At 69.2% G+C, this 16455-nt stretch carries 14 protein-coding genes; 7 read left to right on the forward strand and 7 right to left on the reverse strand.

Translation table 11 applies throughout. The features are described 5' to 3' along the window. The first annotated feature begins 19 nt into the window (after positions 1-19). The 3 genes from ACRARE_RS00690 (at position 20) to ACRARE_RS00700 (ending at position 2862) form a co-directional block, all read left to right on the forward strand. Entirely contained in the window at positions 20-952 is a 933-nt protein-coding gene (locus ACRARE_RS00690; protein ID WP_432654483.1) for a hypothetical protein, read from the forward strand. A gap of 23 nt (positions 953-975) precedes the next feature. Beyond that, the gene (locus ACRARE_RS00695; protein ID WP_432654484.1) at positions 976-1671 is read left to right on the forward strand and encodes a glutathione S-transferase N-terminal domain-containing protein; all 696 of its coding nucleotides are present in this window, start codon (positions 976-978) and stop codon (positions 1669-1671) included. Positions 1672-1842: 171 nt separating this feature from the next. Continuing rightward, positions 1843-2862, forward strand: a complete 1020-nt coding sequence (locus ACRARE_RS00700; RefSeq protein ID WP_432654485.1) for an LLM class flavin-dependent oxidoreductase — start codon at positions 1843-1845, stop codon at positions 2860-2862. A gap of 88 nt (positions 2863-2950) precedes the next feature. Here ACRARE_RS00700 and scpC read toward each other — a convergent pair whose 3' ends face one another. From scpC to ftsY, 5 genes are all read right to left on the reverse strand, one after another. Continuing rightward, positions 2951-4462: a succinyl-CoA:acetate CoA-transferase ScpC gene (gene scpC / locus ACRARE_RS00705; protein ID WP_432654486.1), complete on the reverse strand. Its 1512-nt coding sequence runs from the start codon at positions 4460-4462 to the stop codon at positions 2951-2953. Positions 4463-4673: 211 nt separating this feature from the next. Further along, positions 4674-6335: a metallophosphoesterase gene (locus ACRARE_RS00710; RefSeq protein WP_432654487.1), complete on the reverse strand. Its 1662-nt coding sequence runs from the start codon at positions 6333-6335 to the stop codon at positions 4674-4676. A gap of 116 nt (positions 6336-6451) precedes the next feature. Beyond that, the gene (locus ACRARE_RS00715) at positions 6452-7081 is read right to left on the reverse strand and encodes an inner membrane-spanning protein YciB (RefSeq protein WP_432654488.1); all 630 of its coding nucleotides are present in this window, start codon (positions 7079-7081) and stop codon (positions 6452-6454) included. Continuing rightward, complete coding sequence (locus ACRARE_RS00720; protein ID WP_432654489.1) at positions 7081-7986, reverse strand: DMT family transporter; 906 nt, start codon at positions 7984-7986, stop codon at positions 7081-7083. The genes ACRARE_RS00715 and ACRARE_RS00720 overlap by 1 nt, the downstream gene beginning before the upstream one ends. A 358-nt stretch (positions 7987-8344) precedes the next feature. After that, positions 8345-9562, reverse strand: coding sequence for a signal recognition particle-docking protein FtsY (gene ftsY, locus ACRARE_RS00725; RefSeq protein ID WP_432654490.1), 1218 nt, complete (start codon positions 9560-9562; stop codon positions 8345-8347). Between the two features lie 222 nt (positions 9563-9784). Here ftsY and ACRARE_RS00730 point away from each other — a divergent pair, with 222 nt between their 5' ends. Further along, a complete protein-coding gene (locus tag ACRARE_RS00730) occupies positions 9785-10849 on the forward strand; it encodes an alkane 1-monooxygenase (protein ID WP_432654491.1) in 1065 nt (354 codons plus the stop codon). A 37-nt stretch (positions 10850-10886) separates the two neighbouring features. After that, complete coding sequence (locus ACRARE_RS00735) at positions 10887-11318, forward strand: hypothetical protein (protein WP_432654492.1); 432 nt, start codon at positions 10887-10889, stop codon at positions 11316-11318. Positions 11319-11365: 47 nt separating this feature from the next. On the opposite strand, the gene xseA is transcribed toward ACRARE_RS00735, so the two are convergent. After that, positions 11366-13012: an exodeoxyribonuclease VII large subunit gene (gene xseA / locus ACRARE_RS00740; protein ID WP_432654493.1), complete on the reverse strand. Its 1647-nt coding sequence runs from the start codon at positions 13010-13012 to the stop codon at positions 11366-11368. A gap of 167 nt (positions 13013-13179) precedes the next feature. On the opposite strand from xseA, the gene ACRARE_RS00745 reads away from it, so the two are divergent. Beyond that, a complete protein-coding gene (locus ACRARE_RS00745) occupies positions 13180-14550 on the forward strand; it encodes an L-serine ammonia-lyase (RefSeq protein ID WP_432654494.1) in 1371 nt (456 codons plus the stop codon). Positions 14551-14858: 308 nt separating this feature from the next. Then, positions 14859-15806 (forward strand): DMT family transporter, encoded by a 948-nt coding sequence (locus ACRARE_RS00750; protein WP_432654495.1) that lies wholly within the window; start codon positions 14859-14861, stop codon positions 15804-15806. Here ACRARE_RS00750 and ACRARE_RS00755 read toward each other — a convergent pair. Then, the gene (locus ACRARE_RS00755) at positions 15724-16416 is read right to left on the reverse strand and encodes a thiamine diphosphokinase (RefSeq protein WP_432654496.1); all 693 of its coding nucleotides are present in this window, start codon (positions 16414-16416) and stop codon (positions 15724-15726) included. The two genes, ACRARE_RS00750 and ACRARE_RS00755, sit on opposite strands and share 83 nt — an antisense overlap. Positions 16417-16455: the final 39 nt, after the last annotated feature.

The following is a 16455-nucleotide window of genomic DNA, read 5'->3' on the forward strand; positions in this document are numbered from 1 at the left end:
GAGCAGAGGGCTCGTTGCGATGAGCTTGATCAGGATCGACGCAGGCACGGACGGCCCCGCAGAGCATGGCAGCGGGGCGACGGTGGCCCTGACCCGGGCGCTGTGCCGGGCACGGACCCGGGGCATTGCAGCCCACGACCGGGCGCCGGTGATCGTCATGGTCCATGGCTACCGCTTTCAGCCCGGCGATCCGCGCCATTGCCCGCACCGCCACATCCTGTCGGACCACGAGGCGCACAGCTGCCGCAAGGCCGCCAGCTGGCCCCGGGGCCTGGGCGTCGGGCGCGACGGGCGTCTGGGGCTGGCCTTCGGCTGGGCCGCGCGCGGCACCATCTGGGAGGCCTATGGCCAGGCGCAGGCGGCGGGGCGACAGCTGGCCCAGGTGATCGCGGCGCTGCACGATCTGGCGCCAGACCGGCCAATCCATGCCATCGGCCATTCCCTGGGGGCGCGGGTGCTGCTGTCGGCCCTGGCCGCGGCGGAGCGCCCGGCGCTGGATCGGGTCCTTTTGTTGGCCGCCGCCGATCACGCCAGCCACCTGGAGGCCGCGCTGACCAGCCCTGCCGGGCGCCGAGCGCGGCTGCTGCATGTGACCAGCGGCGAAAACGGCCTGTTTGACTTGATGCTGGGCGGGCTGGTCGGCGGCCAGCGCTGGCGCGACACGGTGCTGGGCCGCGCCGGTCTGGCCGAGTTGCCCGAGCTGCGGCTGGACGACACCAGCCACCTGGCCGGGCTGGCCAGCCTGGGCTTTCCGCTGGCCGCCCCGGACCGGCGCATCTGCCACTGGTCCACCTATCTGCGCCCCGGGGCCTTCCCCCTGTATCAGGCGCTGACCGGCCCGCAGGGCGCCGCGCTTCACGCCGAAGTGACGCGAATTGCCGAGAAACCCGCGCCGATCCCCGGCCCGGCCTGGTCGCTGCCCTTGCCATGGGGCGCCAACACGCCAACATGATCCCCCGACCACAGGAGGATGTCATGACCGCGCCAATCGAGCTTTACTACTGGCCCACCCCCAACGGATGGAAGATTTCCATCGCGCTGGGAGAGATGGGCCTGCCCTACAACCTGAACCTGGTGAACATCAGCGAGGGCGACCAGTTCCAGCCCGACTTCCTGAAGATCTCTCCCAACAACCGGATGCCCGCCATCGTCGACCCCGAGGGGCCGGACGGGGCGCCGATCTCGATCTTCGAAAGCGGTGCGATCCTGCAATATCTGGCGCGCAAGACCGGCCAGTTCTGCGGCCCCACGCAGCGCGACCGGATCGCGGTGGATCAGTGGCTGATGTGGCAGATGGGCGGCCTGGGGCCGATGGCCGGCCAGGCGCACCACTTCCTGAAATACGCCCCGCAGATGGGCCATGAGCTGCCCTATGCGCAGGACCGTTATCGCAACGAGGTGAACCGCCTGCACCGGGTGCTGGATACCCAGCTGGCCAAGACCGAATATGTGGCGGGGGATTTCTATTCCATCGCCGATATGGCGATCTGGCCCTGGGCGATCCTTTGGGAAGGCCAGCAGCAGGACATCAGCGACAAGCCCAACCTGTCGCGCTGGCTGGATCTGGTGGGCGCCCGCCCGGCGGTGCAGAAGGGCCGCGCCCTGTCCTCGGAAAAGCGCGCGGTCAACCAGACCAAGGACGCGCAGAAGGTGCTGTTCGGCCAGAAATAAGCGCCCCCAGCCCTAACGGCGCGCCCCGGTCCCGGGGCGCGCGCACAGCCCTTGCGCCAAGGCACACAGCCCCGCCGCTTGCCCTGCGGGGGGCGGAATGACTAGCTGTCTGTCAACAAGGACGGTCCGGCACGGCCCCTGCCCTGCGGCCCGATCCCAAGGAGACCTGTCATGAAGAAAATCGGCTTTCTGTCCTTCGGCCACTGGTCGCCGCAACGCGGCTCGGCCACCCGCACTGCGGGCGACGCCCTGTTGCAGGCCATCGACCTGTCGGTCGCGGCCGAGGAACTGGGCGCGGATGGCGCCTATTTCCGCGTCCACCACTTTGCCCGCCAGCACGCCAGCCCCTTCCCCCTGCTGGCCGCCGTCGGCGCCAAGACCAGCCGGATCGAGATCGGCACCGGCGTTATCGACATGCGCTATGAAAACCCCCTCTACATGGCCGAGGATGCCGGTGCCGCCGACCTGATTTCCGAAGGCCGCCTGCAACTGGGCCTGTCGCGCGGCAGCCCGGAACAGGTGATCGAGGGCTGGCGCTATTTCGGCTACAACCCGGCCGAGGATGAAACCGACGCCGACATGGGCCGCCGCCACGCCCAGGTCTTCCTGCAAATGCTGGAGGGCCAGGGCTTCGCCGAGCCGAACCCGCGCCCGATGTTCCCCAACCCGCCGGGCAAGCTGCGGCTGGAACCCCATTCCGAGGGGCTGAAGGATCGCATCTGGTGGGGCTCGGGCAGCGTGAAGACCGCCGAATGGGCCGCCATGCTGGGCATGAACCTGCAAAGCAGCACCCTGAAGGACGACGAGACGGGCGAGCCCTTCCACGTGCAGCAGGCGCAGCAGATCCGCGCCTATCGCGAGGCCTGGAAGGCCGCCGGGCATAAACGCACCCCCCGCGTGTCGGTCAGCCGGTCTATCTTTGCCCTGACCAACGACATGGACCGGGCCTATTTCGGCCGGGGCGGCAAGGAGGATGACAGCGTCGGCTATATCGAACAGCAGCGCTCGATCTTCGGGCGCAGCTATGCGGATGAGCCCGACAAACTGGTCAAACAGCTGGCCAAGGACGAGGCGATCGCCGAGGCCGACACCCTGCTTTTGACGGTGCCGAACTCGCTTGGCGTCGACTACAACGCCCATGTGATCGAAAGCATCCTAAAAGACGTGGCGCCCGCCCTCGGCTGGCGTTAAAGGAAGGCTATCCCGCTTTCCGAAGCGGTTTCTCAGTCAGGCGCGCGCCCCTCGGGACGCGCGCCTTTTTGTTAGCCTCAACAGAGACTTACAGCTTCATAGAGCCGGTTTCGACGAACCGCTGGTGCCACGACAGTGCTTCGTTCAGCAGAGTCGGCGCGTGTTTGCCATAGCTGTCCTTCAGTGCGCGGGCGTAATAGTCGCGCAGCATCGGGCGATAGTCGGGGTGGGCGCAGTTCTCGATGATCAGTTCGGCCCGCTGGCGCGGCGCCAGGCCGCGCAGATCCGCCAGGCCCTGTTCCGTGACAATCACCTGCACGTCCTGGCTGATGTGGTCCACATGGGCCACCCGTGGCACGATGGCCGAGATCGCGCCGCCCTTGGCCACCGAGGGGGTGACGAAGATCGAGACATAGCCGTTACGTGCGAAATCGCCCGAGCCGCCGATGCCGTTCTGGATCCGCGAGCCCATGATATGGGTCGAGTTCACGGCGCCGAAGATATCGGCCTCGATCAGCCCGTTCATGGCGATACAGCCCAGGCGCCGCACCAGTTCGGGATTGTTCGAGATGTCCTGCGGCCGCAGCAACAGCTTGTCCTTGAACCGTTCCGCGTTGTCGTTGAAATACTGCGCCTTTTCCGGGCTCAGCGAGAAGGCGGTCGCCGAGGCCATGCGCAGGGTACCCGCCTCGATCATGTCCAGCATCCCGTCCTGGATGACCTCGGTGAAGGCGGTCATGTTCTCGAAGGGCGCCTCGATCAGACCGGCCATGACGGCATTGGGCACATTGCCCACCCCCGACTGGATCGGCAGCAGCGATTGCGGCAGGCCGGCGCGCTTCTGCTCCCATTCCAGGAACTCGATGATGTGGCTGGCGATGGTCAGCGAGGTCTGATCGGGCGGCGAGAAGGGCGCGTTGCGGTCCGGTGCGTCGGTCGACACGACGCCCACCACCTTGGCCGGGTCGATGCGGAAATGCGGCTGGCCGATGCGGTCGTCGGATTTCACCAGCGGGATCGGCACCCGGTTCGGCGGCAGGGCCGTGCCGTAATAGATGTCGTGCATCCCGTTCAGGTGTTCCGACTGCCAGTCGTTGACCTCCAGGATCACCTTGTCGGCCAGTTCCAGCCAGGTCTTGTTGTTGCCCACCGAGGACGAGGGGATCAGGTCACCCTCGGGCGTGATGCCCGAGATCTCGACCACGGCCACGTCCAGCTTGCCCAGGAACCCTTCCCAGGCCATCGGCGCCACCTGGCTGAGGTGCATGTCGAAATAGTTCATCTCGCCCGCGTTGATCTTTTCCCGGGCGATCGGGTCCGAGTTGTAGGGCAGGCGAAACTCAATCCCGTCGGCCTTGGCCAGGGCGCCGTCCAGCTCGGGGCCGGTCGAGGCGCCGGTCCAGATCTTGACCTTGAAGGGATTGCCTTCAGAGCGCTTCTCCTCGATCCGCGCGGCCAGGGCCTGGGGGACGGCCTTGGGATAGCCCGAGCCGGTGAAGCCGCTCATCCCGATGGTATCGCCGGGGGCGATCAGGCTTGCGGCATCCTCGGCGTTCATCATCCGGGCGCGCAGGGTCTGGTTAGAAATTCGGTTGGACATCAGCGAAGCTTCCTCCTCGGCTGGCTCGATCTGGCGGCGGGACGGGCCCGCCCGCTGGAACGGTTCCAATTGAATACATAAGTGCACAATCCGCCAGAGCGCCGCAGCGACGGGCAAGGCCGACATGCGTGTGACGCATGACGCAACCACCCTCAGAGGTAGAGCCAGTGGATACTGTCAACTATTGGCTGAGAACGGTCTGTGTCCCTTTTCACCCCAGCGTGAACTGGTCGAACAGGCGGGTCGGCGCCTCGGGTCGGGTCGAATCGAACACATAGGATCGGACCCGGGCCGTGCCCGCTTCGGTCTCCAGCAGGGTGAAGGCCGACAGCCGGTTCGAGCCGAGGGCGGGCAGCGGTCGGCCATCGGTGCCGGCCTGCGGGGCGAACTCACTGGGCGGTACGGGGGTCAGCCCGTGGGGGTCGCCCTGGCGCGGATAATCGCACGCATCGAAACGCGGATCCTCGGGTGCGGTGCTGCGCCCCCCCTGGCCCGGCAGGTAGGCGCCATAGGAATTGCCCACGTTCGAGGTTTCCAGCACATGCATCCCGCCCGGCGTGACAAAGCGGTTCCACAGATGCGAATGGCCATGCAGCAGCAGATGCACCCCGCCCGCCTCCAGCAGCGGTTGCACATCGCGGATGCAGATATCCTTGGCCCGGGGATAGACATAGCGCCGCCCCGTCAGCCGCCCCGCCGCGTCGCGGTCCTCGACCGGCACCGGATGGGCATAGGCGGGCAGCGCATTGTCGCCAAGCCCGTGAGAGGCGTTATGCATCATCGCCACCCGCCAGGGGGCACTGCGGCAGGCCTCGCTTTGCAGCACCCCGTCCAGCCAGTCGTATTGCGCCGAGCCCCGGGCGATGTCCTCGAAGATGAACTCGCCCCAGCCCCAGGCCTCGGGGCGGTGCAGATCCGCCTCGGCCTCGCGGTACTTGCCCCGGGTCGCGGCGCCCATCTCGGGGCTGCGCCAGATGCGGGTACCGTAAAGGCCGATCAGAAAGATGTCGCCCAGGCGCAGGGCGTAATAGCTGCGGCCGCCGGGGCTGTCCTCGGGCAGGGTGAACAGCTCTTCGTAGCTGGTGGTGTTGAAGGACCGGTCGGCGATCCAGGCGGCGCGCGCGTCCGGCGCCAGCGGCGGCGCCTCCTCGGCCAGGCGCGCTTCGGCCACCTCGCGGGGCTGCGGGTCGTCGAACTGCGCCGCCAGGGGGCGGTCGGGGGCGTAGCGGCCCATCACCTCGTGATTGCCGATGATCGGAAACAGCGGCGCATGTTGCAGGATCTGCCCGCCCCCCGTCCCCTCTGCCCCGGCGCGCCCCTGAAGCGCCGGGAAAAAGGCCGTGCCGCGCGCATCGTCGAACCAGCCCGAGGCGCGGTCGGGCACATTTTGCAGATCCCCGGCGAAGAAGACCGCATCAAGCGGCCCGCCCATCCCCGCCACCCGCTGCATATTGGCGGCGGTCATCGGCTTTTGCTGGTGGTCCGAAGTCATCAGGATGCGCAGCCCCTGCCCCGCCCGCGGCCCCGGCGCCAGGGTAAAGCCCGCGCTGCGCGCCAATGCCCCCGCCCCGTCGCGGCTTTCGACGTGATAGCCCAGGCGCACACCGGGGATCAGCCCGGTCACCCGGGCCTCATGGCGCCAGATGTCGCGCGGGGTGGGCCTGGGGTAAAGACGGCCATCGCCCGCCTGGGCGCCGATATGGCTGTCGGCATCCTCGGCCATGCGCGACAGCTTGCGCGTCTCCGCCACCACCTGCCGCCCATCCGCCAGCACCACCCGGTGGTCGCGCCCCTCGAAGGTGGTCATCCAGGCCACATAGACGCCCGTCTCGCTGGGCCATTGCAGATAGGGATCGGTCAGAAGTCGCGGCATGGGATCTGCTCGGGCCTGGGAAAGGGGGCCGGGGCGCGCGGCCCCACCGGGCCCCGGCGCCCGGGCCGGGTCAGATCTAGGCGCGGCAGATGACAGGGCGGTGACGGCGCGGGGCCTCAGCCCTCGTCGCCCTCGCCCTCTTCGATGCCGTGATCCTGAAAGACGCGGCCTTGGGTGATGAAGAACAGGAAGACCGCCGCCGACAGGCCGAAGGTCTTGAAATAGACCCAAGCGTCGGTGCTTTGCGTGCGCCAGATCACCTCGTTCAGCACCGCCAGGGCCAGGAAGAAATAGCACAAACGGCGGGTCAGGATCATCCAGCCCTCATGGGTCAGCGGCACGGCTTCCTCCATGACGATCTGCAACCAGCTTTCGCCGCGCAGCAGGCCCAGGCCCAGGGCACCGCCGAACAGAAGGTAGATCAGCGTCGGCTTCATCTTGAAGAAGCGGTCGTCGTTCAGCCAGACCGACAGCCCGCCGAAGATCACGATCAGCACCGCCGTCATCACCTGCATTTTCGACAGCTTGCCGGTCAGCCGCCACAGGGCAAAGGTCGAGGCCAGCATCAGCGGGATGAACCCGGCGGTGACCAGGATGAACCCCTCATAGTCGCGCCCGCCGATGGTGTAGACATTGTCCTTCAGCAGCAGATAGGCGGCGAAGAAGACCAGGATCGGCCCCAGCTCCAGGCCAAGTTTCAGGGCGGGCGAGATCTTCTTGGGTTCGGCCACGGGGCGCTCCTTCATCATCCGGCTACTTCTACTACCACGGCGCCCAGGGCGATCAATGCCATCAGGGCGATACGGCGCGGCCCCACCGTCTCCTTCAGCACCAGCCAGCCGATCAGCGCGGCAAAGACGGTCGAGGTTTCGCGCAGCACCGCCGCCTCGCCCACCTTGTCCAGCCGTGTGGCCAGCATGACCGACCCGAAAGAGCCATAGGCCACCAACGCCCCCAGGAACCCGCCGCGCAGCCAGTCGCGGCGCGAGGGCCTCTGCTCCAGATGGCGCCAGCGCCAGGCCAGAACAAGGGGGAAGTCCAGGTTGGTGACCAGGAAGAACCAGGCCAGGAAGGTGAAGGGATCGGGCAGCGCGCGGATCGCATAGGCGTCATAGGTGGTATAAATCGCCACCAGCGCCCCCGTGGCCACCGCCAGGCTCAGCGCCGCCACCAGCGTGTCGCGCGCCACCACGATATGGCGCAGGTTATAAAGGGCCAGGCCAAAGATCCCCGCCATCAGGATCCCCACCCCCAGCCACTGAAGCGGGTTGAAGACCTCGCCAAAGATCACCCAGGCGCCCAGCACGGTGAAGACCGGACCGGTGCCGCGCACCACCGGATAGACCACCGTATAGGCGCCCCGGGAATAGGCCATGGCCATGCCGATCTTATAGGCCATGTGAATGGGGATCGCCCCCAGCACCAGTACCCATTGCGCCGCGCCCTCGGGCCGCGGCACCAGCCACAGCACCGCGGGCACGGCCAGGGCCACCATGAAGACGTCCATCACCCCGCGCGACGTCCAGGGATCCAGCCGCCCCTTCTGCAAGGATCCGAACAGCGCGTGCAGAAAGGCCGCCGACAGCGCCAGCAAAAGCGCCGCCTGATGCCCGGCCTCGGTGCCCTCGATGGCGCTGACCCAGTCGCTCATGCGGCACGCTGGCGGCAGGAAATCAGCAGGGGGCGGCAAGGGGTCATGGTCGGTCCGGGGCTCCGTCTTTGCCCCTCTGTCCCCCATCCCCGCCTCGGGCGCAAGCCGGGGAAGACACCGCCCAGACCTGCACCGGGATCGGCCTGCGGCCGATGCCTCCGGCGGGGAGTATTTTTGGCCCAGTGAAAGAGCAGGGGGCGGCCCCCGGTTTGGCCTACTTTCGAAGACGGGCGCGTGGCACGCTCTTCATGGCCAAAGTAGGTCGCCCTTCCAGGCCCCCTCCCGCTCTTTCACTGGGCCAAAAATACTCCGGGGGGAGTCCTCGCGCAGCGAGGGTGGGGGGCAGAGCCCCCCTCTCTCAGCCCTCCAGCCCGGTCAGGGCGCGGGCGAAATCCTCGGGGTCGAAGGGGGCCAGGTCGTCGATCTGCTCGCCCACGCCGATGGCATGGATCGGCAGGCCGAACTTGTCGGCCAGCGCCACCAGCACCCCGCCCTTGGCGGTGCCGTCAAGTTTGGTCATCACCAGCCCCGAGACATCGGCCAGCTTGCGGAAGGTTTCCACCTGCGAAAGCGCGTTCTGGCCCGTGGTCGCATCCAGCACCAGCAGGGTGTTATGGGGCGCCGAAGGATCCTTCTTGCGGATCACCCGGACGATCTTGGCCAGTTCCTCCATCAGGTCAGCGCGGTTCTGCAACCGCCCGGCGGTGTCGATCATCAGCAGATCGGCGCCGTCTTCCTCGGCCTTGGTCATGGCATCAAACGCCAGGCTGGCCGGGTCGCTGCCTGTCTCGGCCTTCAGCACCGGCACACCGGCGCGCTGGCCCCAGACCTCCAGCTGTTCGACCGCCGCCGCGCGGAAGGTGTCCCCGGCGGCGATCACCACCGACTTGCCCGCGTCGCGGAACTGCGAGGCCAGCTTGCCGATGGTCGTCGTCTTGCCCGACCCGTTGACGCCCACCACCAGCACCACCTGCGGTTTCTTCGGGTAGATCGGTAGCGGGCGCGCCACCGGCTCCATCACCCGGGTGACCTCGGCGGCCAGCAGGCGCTTGATCTCTTCCACAGACAGTTTCTGCCCCATGCGCCCCTCGGCCATGTTGGCGGTGACCCGCAGCGCGGTATCCACCCCCATGTCCGAGGCGATCAGCAGCTCTTCGAGGCTTTCCAGCATCTCGTCGTCCAGCACCCGGCGCGGCACCGCCGCCGCACCGCGCCCGAAGAGGCGCGAGACCAGGCCGCCGCCGCGCGCGCCCTCGGCGGCCATCTCGGGCGCGGCGGGGGGCACCTCGGCGGGGCCGGGGGCGGGCAGTTCCGGCTCGGGCGCGGGCGGCGGCACGCCGGGGTCGGCCTCGGGCCTGGGCGCGGGATCCTCGACCGGACGGGCGGGCGGCACCTCGGGCGCGGGCGCCGGGCTGGGCGTCTCAGGGGCAGGCGCGGGGGGTGTTTCCGGCGCCGGGGCCGGCGCTGCGGGCTGTTCCGGCGCCTCGGCGCCTTCCTCGACGATCGCGTCCAGCCCGGCTTCCAGCCGGGACGAGGATTTGAACAGACGGTCCTTCAATTTGGAAAACAGCGCCATGGGGCCTCCGGTCTCTGGGTCAGGTTGAGGTAATGCCAAAGCGGGCGCGATGGAAGGGGGCGCAGGGGTTGCAAGCCCCGCCGGGGCGCGCGAAATGCCGGGAAAGGGCTGACTTTGGCCCGATCCCCGCCGCAATGCGCGCTATGCTGTGCCCCGATGGCCCGGCCCGATGACCGGGCCGCCGCCGCTGCCCGCCCCCTGCCCCTCTGTCCGGATCCGCCCATGGCCGCCTTTCTGATCGCCACCCTCGCGCCGCTGCCGCTGCTGTTTCTGGCCGCCCTCTGGGGCGGGGTCTGGGGCTGGGTCGCGCTGATCTGGCTGACCGGGTTCACCGCCCTTCTGGACGCGATCCTGCCGCGCAACTGGCAGAACGCCCCGCTGGACCGGCCCTTCACTGCCGGGGTCGGCCTGTCGGTGGCCCTGGGCGTGGCCCATCTGTGGCTCGCCGTGGCCGCCATGCGCTTTCTCGGCGGGCCGGGGGGGGCCGCGGGCTGGGCCCAGGTCGCCCCCGCCGCCCTGGCCTACGGGGTCTACTTCGGCCAGGTCAGCCACCCCAATGCCCATGAGCTGATCCACCGTCCGGGGCGGGGCCTGCGCCGCCTGGGGCGGCTGGTCTATGCCACGATGCTGTTTGGCCACCACGCCAGCGCCCACCCCAAGGTGCATCACGTCTGGGTGGCCAGTGCCCGCGATCCCAACACGGCGATGCTGGGCGAGGGATTCTGGCGCTACCTGCGGCGCGCCTGGCGGGGCAGCTTCCGCGAGGGGTTCCGCATCGAAACCTATGACCTGCGCCGGGCGGGCCGCCCCTGGTGGCGCCATCCCTACCTCGGCTATGGCGCCATCGCAGCGCTGTGCCTGGCCCTGGCGGCGGGGTTCGGCGGCGCCTCGGGCGCGGCGCTTTACCTCGGGATCTGCGCCTTCGCCCAGGTGCAGATCCTGCTGTCGGACTATGTGCAGCACTACGGGCTGGAACGGGCCGAGCGCGCCGACGGTCGGCTGGAGCCCGTGGGCCCGCAGCATTCCTGGAACGCGCCGCATATGGCCACCGGCGCCATGATGCTGAACGCGCCGCGCCATTCCGATCACCACCTGCATCCGGGGCGCATCTACCCCGGACTGCAACTGGACCGGCAGACCATGCCGATCCTGCCCCGCTCGCTGCCGGTCATGGCCACCGTCGCCCTTTGGCCGCGCTGGTGGCGTCGGGTCATGGACCCACGCGCCCAGGCGATCCGCGACGGCGCGCTGGCAGAAGGCCGCCGCCACAAGGAGGACGGGATTTGACAGTTGCCCCGGCGCGGCAAGCTGTCAGACTGGCCCCATGACACGCCCCGCCCTCAGTCTTGCCCTGATAGCCCTGCTGGCCGCCCCCGCCCTGGCGCAGGAGGCGCCAAAGGCCACGCCCCCGGGGCCCGCGATGTCGGCGGCGGAATTCGACGCCTACACCCGGGGCCGCACCTTCACCTATGGCGCGGACGGCGCGCCCTATGGGGCCGAGGAATACCTCTCGAACCGCCGCGTGCTGTGGTCCTTCCTGGATGGCGATTGCGACGCGGGGCGCTGGTACGAGGACAGCGGGTTGATCTGCTTTGTCTACGAGCGCACCCCCGACCCGCAATGCTGGAGCTTCGAGCAAGGCACGGGCGGCGGGCTGATCGCCACCTTCAGGGGGCCTGGCGAACAGACCGAGCTCTACGAGATGCAAAGCAGTCCCGAACCCCTGGCCTGCCCCGGCCCCGAAGTGGGGGTCTGACGCCCGGCCTGCAGGGCGCGGGCGGCCCCTGGAAACCCAGGCGTTCCCTAGAAAAGCGAGCCCTGTTCCGGCGGCGTTCCCCCACCCGAGGCGCCCCCCTCCGCCTTGGGCGCCTTGCGCGCGGCGGATTTCGCGGCAGGCTTTGGCGCGGGTTTGGCGGCGGCCTCGGGCGCGGGCGTACCGCCCCCGCCGCCGCCCTGCCCGGCACCAACCGTCAGGCGCCCATCGGCAAACTCGATCTCCAGCCCCGCTGCGGCCCCCGCCGCCACGCTGTCGCGCAGCACCTGGCCCGCGTCGTCGCGCACCACCGTATAGCCGCGCCGCAGGGTCGCCTTGTAGCCCAGGGTTTCGCGCAGGCGATCCAGCGCGGTCAGTCGCTGGCGCTGCGCCTCGATCTGGCTGCGGGCGCCGCGGTCAAAGCGGGCCATCAGGGCGGTCAGATCCGCCCGGCCCTGGGCCGACTGACGCGCCAGGCGCGCAGGGTCGATCCGCCCCCGGGCCGCCAGACGTTCCGATTTCACCGCCACAGCGCGCGACAGCGCCGGGGCCAGACGGGCCGAAAGCTGATCCAGCCGCCGCCGCTCCTCGCCGATCCGACCACGCAGAAGCGCGGGCCGCAGCCCGCCCTTTTCCGACAGTTCCACCCGGCGGCGCTGCGCCAGCCCGGTCAGGGCGCGCGGCAGCCGGTCGCCCAGATGGTCTAGCCGCTGCGCCGGGCCTTCGACCAGCGTCTCGACCCGTGGCAGGGCGCGCGACAGATCGCGCAGCCAGCGGCCCCGCGTCTCGACCGCCTGGGTCTGGGCACGGGTCAGCCGGGCGCCCTGATCGGCCACCCAGGCCAGCAGTTCGCCCCTGACCGGCACCGCCAGTTCCGCCGCCGCCGTGGGCGTGGGGGCGCGCCGGTCCGAGACGAAGTCAATCAACGTCGTGTCGGTCTCGTGCCCCACCGCCGAGATCAGCGGGATCTGGCTGGCCGCCGCCGCCCGCGCCACGCTTTCCTCGTTGAACCCCCAAAGATCTTCCAGGCTGCCCCCGCCGCGCGCCACGATCAACAGGTCCGGGCGCGGCAGGGCACCGCCGGGGGTCAGCCGGTTGAACCCCTCGATGGCGCGGGTCACCTCGGGCGCACAGGCCTTGCCCTGCACGGCGACGGGCCAGATCAGCACCTTGCGGGGAAAGCGGTCGCGCAGCCGGTGCAGGATGTCGCGAATGACGGCGCCAGAGGGCGAGGTGACCACGCCGATCACCTCCGGCAGGAAGGGCAAAGGTTTCTTGCGCTCCGCCGCGAACAGACCCTCGGCGGCCAGCATCTGCTTGCGCTTTTCCAGCATGGCCATCAGCGCGCCCATGCCGGCGGGCGCCAGATCCTCGATCACCAGCTGGTATTTCGACTGACCGGGGAAGGTGGTCAGCCGCCCCGTCGCCACGACCTCCAGCCCCTCTTCGGGGCGGGTCTCCAACCGACTGGCGACCCCTTTCCAGATCACGCCCGAGATGACCGACCGGTCATCCTTCAGGTCCATGTAGACATGACCCGAACGAGGCATACTGACGCGCCCGATCTCGCCCCGGATGCGCACATGGGCAAACTCGCCCTCGATCACGCGCTTCACCGCGCCCGAGATCTCCGAGACGGTGAATTCCGGTGCATTGCCCGGGCCTTCGCCCGGGGTGTCGTCTTCGAAAAGGTCCATGCGCCTGCCCTTGCTTTGGCGTCATCCTAACGGCGCCGGGCGGCAGACAAAAGACCCAGGCCGCGGGTCCGGGCGGCGCCACGCCGCAGCCGGGGCCGCCCCTGTCGCTTTCGGCATTGTCGTCCGCCCTGCCTGCGCTAGGCTCAGGGGATAAATAGGGGTGCCTCATGTTCCTTTCCGTCTTCGAAATCTTCAAGATCGGCATCGGCCCGTCCTCGTCCCATACCATGGGGCCGATGGTGGCCGCCGCGCGTTTCCTCGACCGGCTGCGCGCCGCGCCCTTCGAGGCCAAGGGGCTGCGCGCCTCGCTGCATGGCTCGCTGGCCTTCACCGGCAAGGGCCATGCGACGGACCGGGCGACGATCCTGGGCCTGGCGGGGTTCGAGCCGGTGACCTACGATAACGCCAAGGCCGAGGCGGCCCTGGCCGCGATCGAAGAGACCGGCCAGGTGACGCCCGAGGGCCTGCCGCCGATGGCCTTCGACCCGGCCCGCGACATGCTCTTCGACTATGAGGAGGCCCTGCCGGGCCACCCCAACGGGATGAAGCTGATGGCCCTGGACGCCCAGGGCGACGTGATCCTGTCGGAGGTCTATTATTCCGTCGGCGGCGGCTTCGTCCTGACCGAGGGCGAACTGGCCGCAGGCGAGGACAAGGCGCCGGGCGCCCCCATCCCCTACCCCTTCCATTCCGCCGCCGAAATGCTGGAGATGGCCCGCGCCTCGGGGCTGACCATCGCCCAGATGAAGGCCGCCAACGAGGCCGCCCGCGGCCGCCCCGATGTCAGCACCGGGGTCGGCCAGATCTGGAAGGTGATGTCCGATTGCATCGACCGGGGCCTGGAGGGCGAAGGCCTGCTGCCCGGCGGCCTGGCGGTGCGCCGCCGCGCGCGCGCCATCCATGAGGCGCTGAAGGAAGAGGCGGGCCGCAACCTCGCCCCGCCCCATGTGGTGAACGACTGGATCAGCTGCTACGCCATGGCGGTGAACGAGGAAAACGCCGCCGGGGGCCAGGTGGTGACGGCGCCGACCAATGGCGCGGCGGGGGTTATGCCCGCGGTGATGAAATACTGGCTGACCCATGTGCCCACGGCCACGCCCTCGAAAATCACCGAGTTCATGCTGACCGCCGCCGCCATCGGCGGGCTGGTGAAATACAACGCCTCGATCTCGGGCGCCGAGGCGGGCTGCCAGGCCGAGGTGGGTTCTGCCGCCGCCATGGCCGCCGCGGGCCTCTGCGCCGTCATGGGCGGTACGCCAGAGCAGATCGAGAACGCCGCCGAAATCGCGCTGGAGCATCACCTCGGCATGACCTGCGATCCCGTCGCGGGCCTGGTGCAGGTGCCCTGCATCGAACGCAACGGGCTGGGCGCGATCAAGGCGGTCTCGGCGGCCTCGCTGGCCCTGCGCGGCGACGGGCGCCATTTCGTGCCGCTCGACGCCTGTATCGAGACCATGCGCCAAACGGGCCGCGACATGCATGAGCACTACAAGGAAACCTCGCTGGGTGGCCTGGCGGTGAACGTGCCCAACTGCTGACCCAAAGACTTGCGGTAGAGAGAGGGGGCGCTGCCCCCCGCCCTCGCTGCGCGAGGTCTCCCCCCGGAGTACTTTTGGCCCAGTGAAAGAGCGAGACAGGGCCCAGTAAGGCGGCATACTTTGGCCGTGAAGAGCGTGCCACGCGCCCGTCTTCGAAAGGGGGCCAAACCGGGGGCAGGCCCCTGCTCTTTCACAGGGCCGAAAATACTCCCCGCCGGAGGCATCGGCCGCCAGGCCGATACCCCCCGGGCCCAGGCCAGGATGCCAGGGGCAATGGACAAGCCCCGCCCGCCCCCTAGCGTCGCGCCATGACCAAGGATCTCGACCGCCCGCTTCTGGGCATCTCCCTCATGCTGGGGTTTTGCGTGCTGGCGCCCCTGGGCGATTCCATCGCCAAACTGCTGGGCGGCGTGCTGCCGGTGATGCAGCTGCTGCTCTTGCGCTTCCTGGCCCAGATGATCTTCCTCGGCCCCGTCGCCCTGTGGCGCGGCGAGTTGCGGGGCCTCGCCCCCCGGGTCCTGCGCTTTACCTTCTACCGCACCCTGTTCCACATGGGCGGGATCTTCTGCATGTTCACCGCCCTGCTTTACCTGCCGCTGGCCGATGCGGTGGCTATCGCCTTTGTCATGCCCTTCCTGATGCTGCTTCTGGGCTGGTTCGTGCTGGGCGAAGAGGTGGGGCCGCGCCGTCTGGCCGCCTGTGCCGTCGGCTTTGTGGGGACGCTGATGGTCATGCAACCCTCTTTCGTCGAGGTCGGCTGGCCCGCGCTGCTGCCGCTTGGCGTGGCGGTTCTGTTCTCGCTCTTCATGCTGTCGACGCGCCAGGTGGCAAAGGACATCGCCCCCATCGGGATGCAGGGGCTGAGCGGGCTGATGGCCGTGGCGATCCTGGCGCCGGTGGTCGGGCTGGGCCACTGGGCGGGCCTGGCGCCCTTCACCCTGGTCGCCCCCGATCCCGGCAGCTGGTTTCTGATTCTGGCCATCGGGCTGATCGGCTCTTTCGGTCACCTGCTGATGGCCGCCTCGCTGCGCTATGCGCCCTCGGCCACCCTGGCACCGATGCAATACCTCGAGATCCCGATGGCGACCCTGATCGGCTGGCTGATCTTCGACGACTTCCCCGACGGGCTGGCCCTGGCGGGGATCGCAGTTACCATCGCGGCGGGCCTCTATATCATCCTGCGCGAGCGGGCCATCGCCCGGGCGCGGCCCGCAGCGCCGCTGCCGCATCCTCCAGCGCCGCCACCGGCAATATGACCACCATCCCCGGCGCCGCGAACCGCAGGGTGACCGGCCCGGTCACCCGGTTCGACGTGCCGATCCGCCCATCGGGGGCAAAGGCCAGCCCATCGATCGGCCATTCCAGCCCCTCCGAGGTCCCGCCGACCGCCGCCAGGGGAAAGAGCGACAGCCGTTCGCCCCCGGGCCGATCCAGATGCAACACGGGCGGGGCGAGGAAGGCCACGTCACTGTCGGAGGCCAGCAGGCAGGGCCGGTCGGGATGGGCCGCCATCCCCGACAGCGCCGCCAGCATGTGATCGGCGCGCGGCCCCAGAAAGCCGGTACCCAGCACCAGGGGCGCCGCGATCCGGGTCAGGCATTTCTCGAAATCCGTGCTGGTCTGTTCGGCGATGTGATGCACCCGCCCGGCGGGCACCTGGGCCCGCACCGGCGCCGCCAGGCTGTCCATGTCGCCCACCACCGCGTCCGGCATATGACCCCGCGACAGCAGCGCCGCCGCCCCGCCATCGGCCGCCACCCGGGGCCCCGTGAGGGCCAAGATCCGGTCCAGCACCGCGTCGCCGACCGCACCGCCGCCCACCAGGGCCACCGCCTGCGCGCTTGTCACCACCGGTTCTAGCACCATGTTTTCCCCCTGGATTCGACAGAAACCACAATATCGTCA

Origin of the sequence: Pseudooceanicola aquaeponti (genome assembly GCF_050897975.1) — a bacterium.
GTDB lineage: Bacteria > Pseudomonadota > Alphaproteobacteria > Rhodobacterales > Rhodobacteraceae > Pseudooceanicola.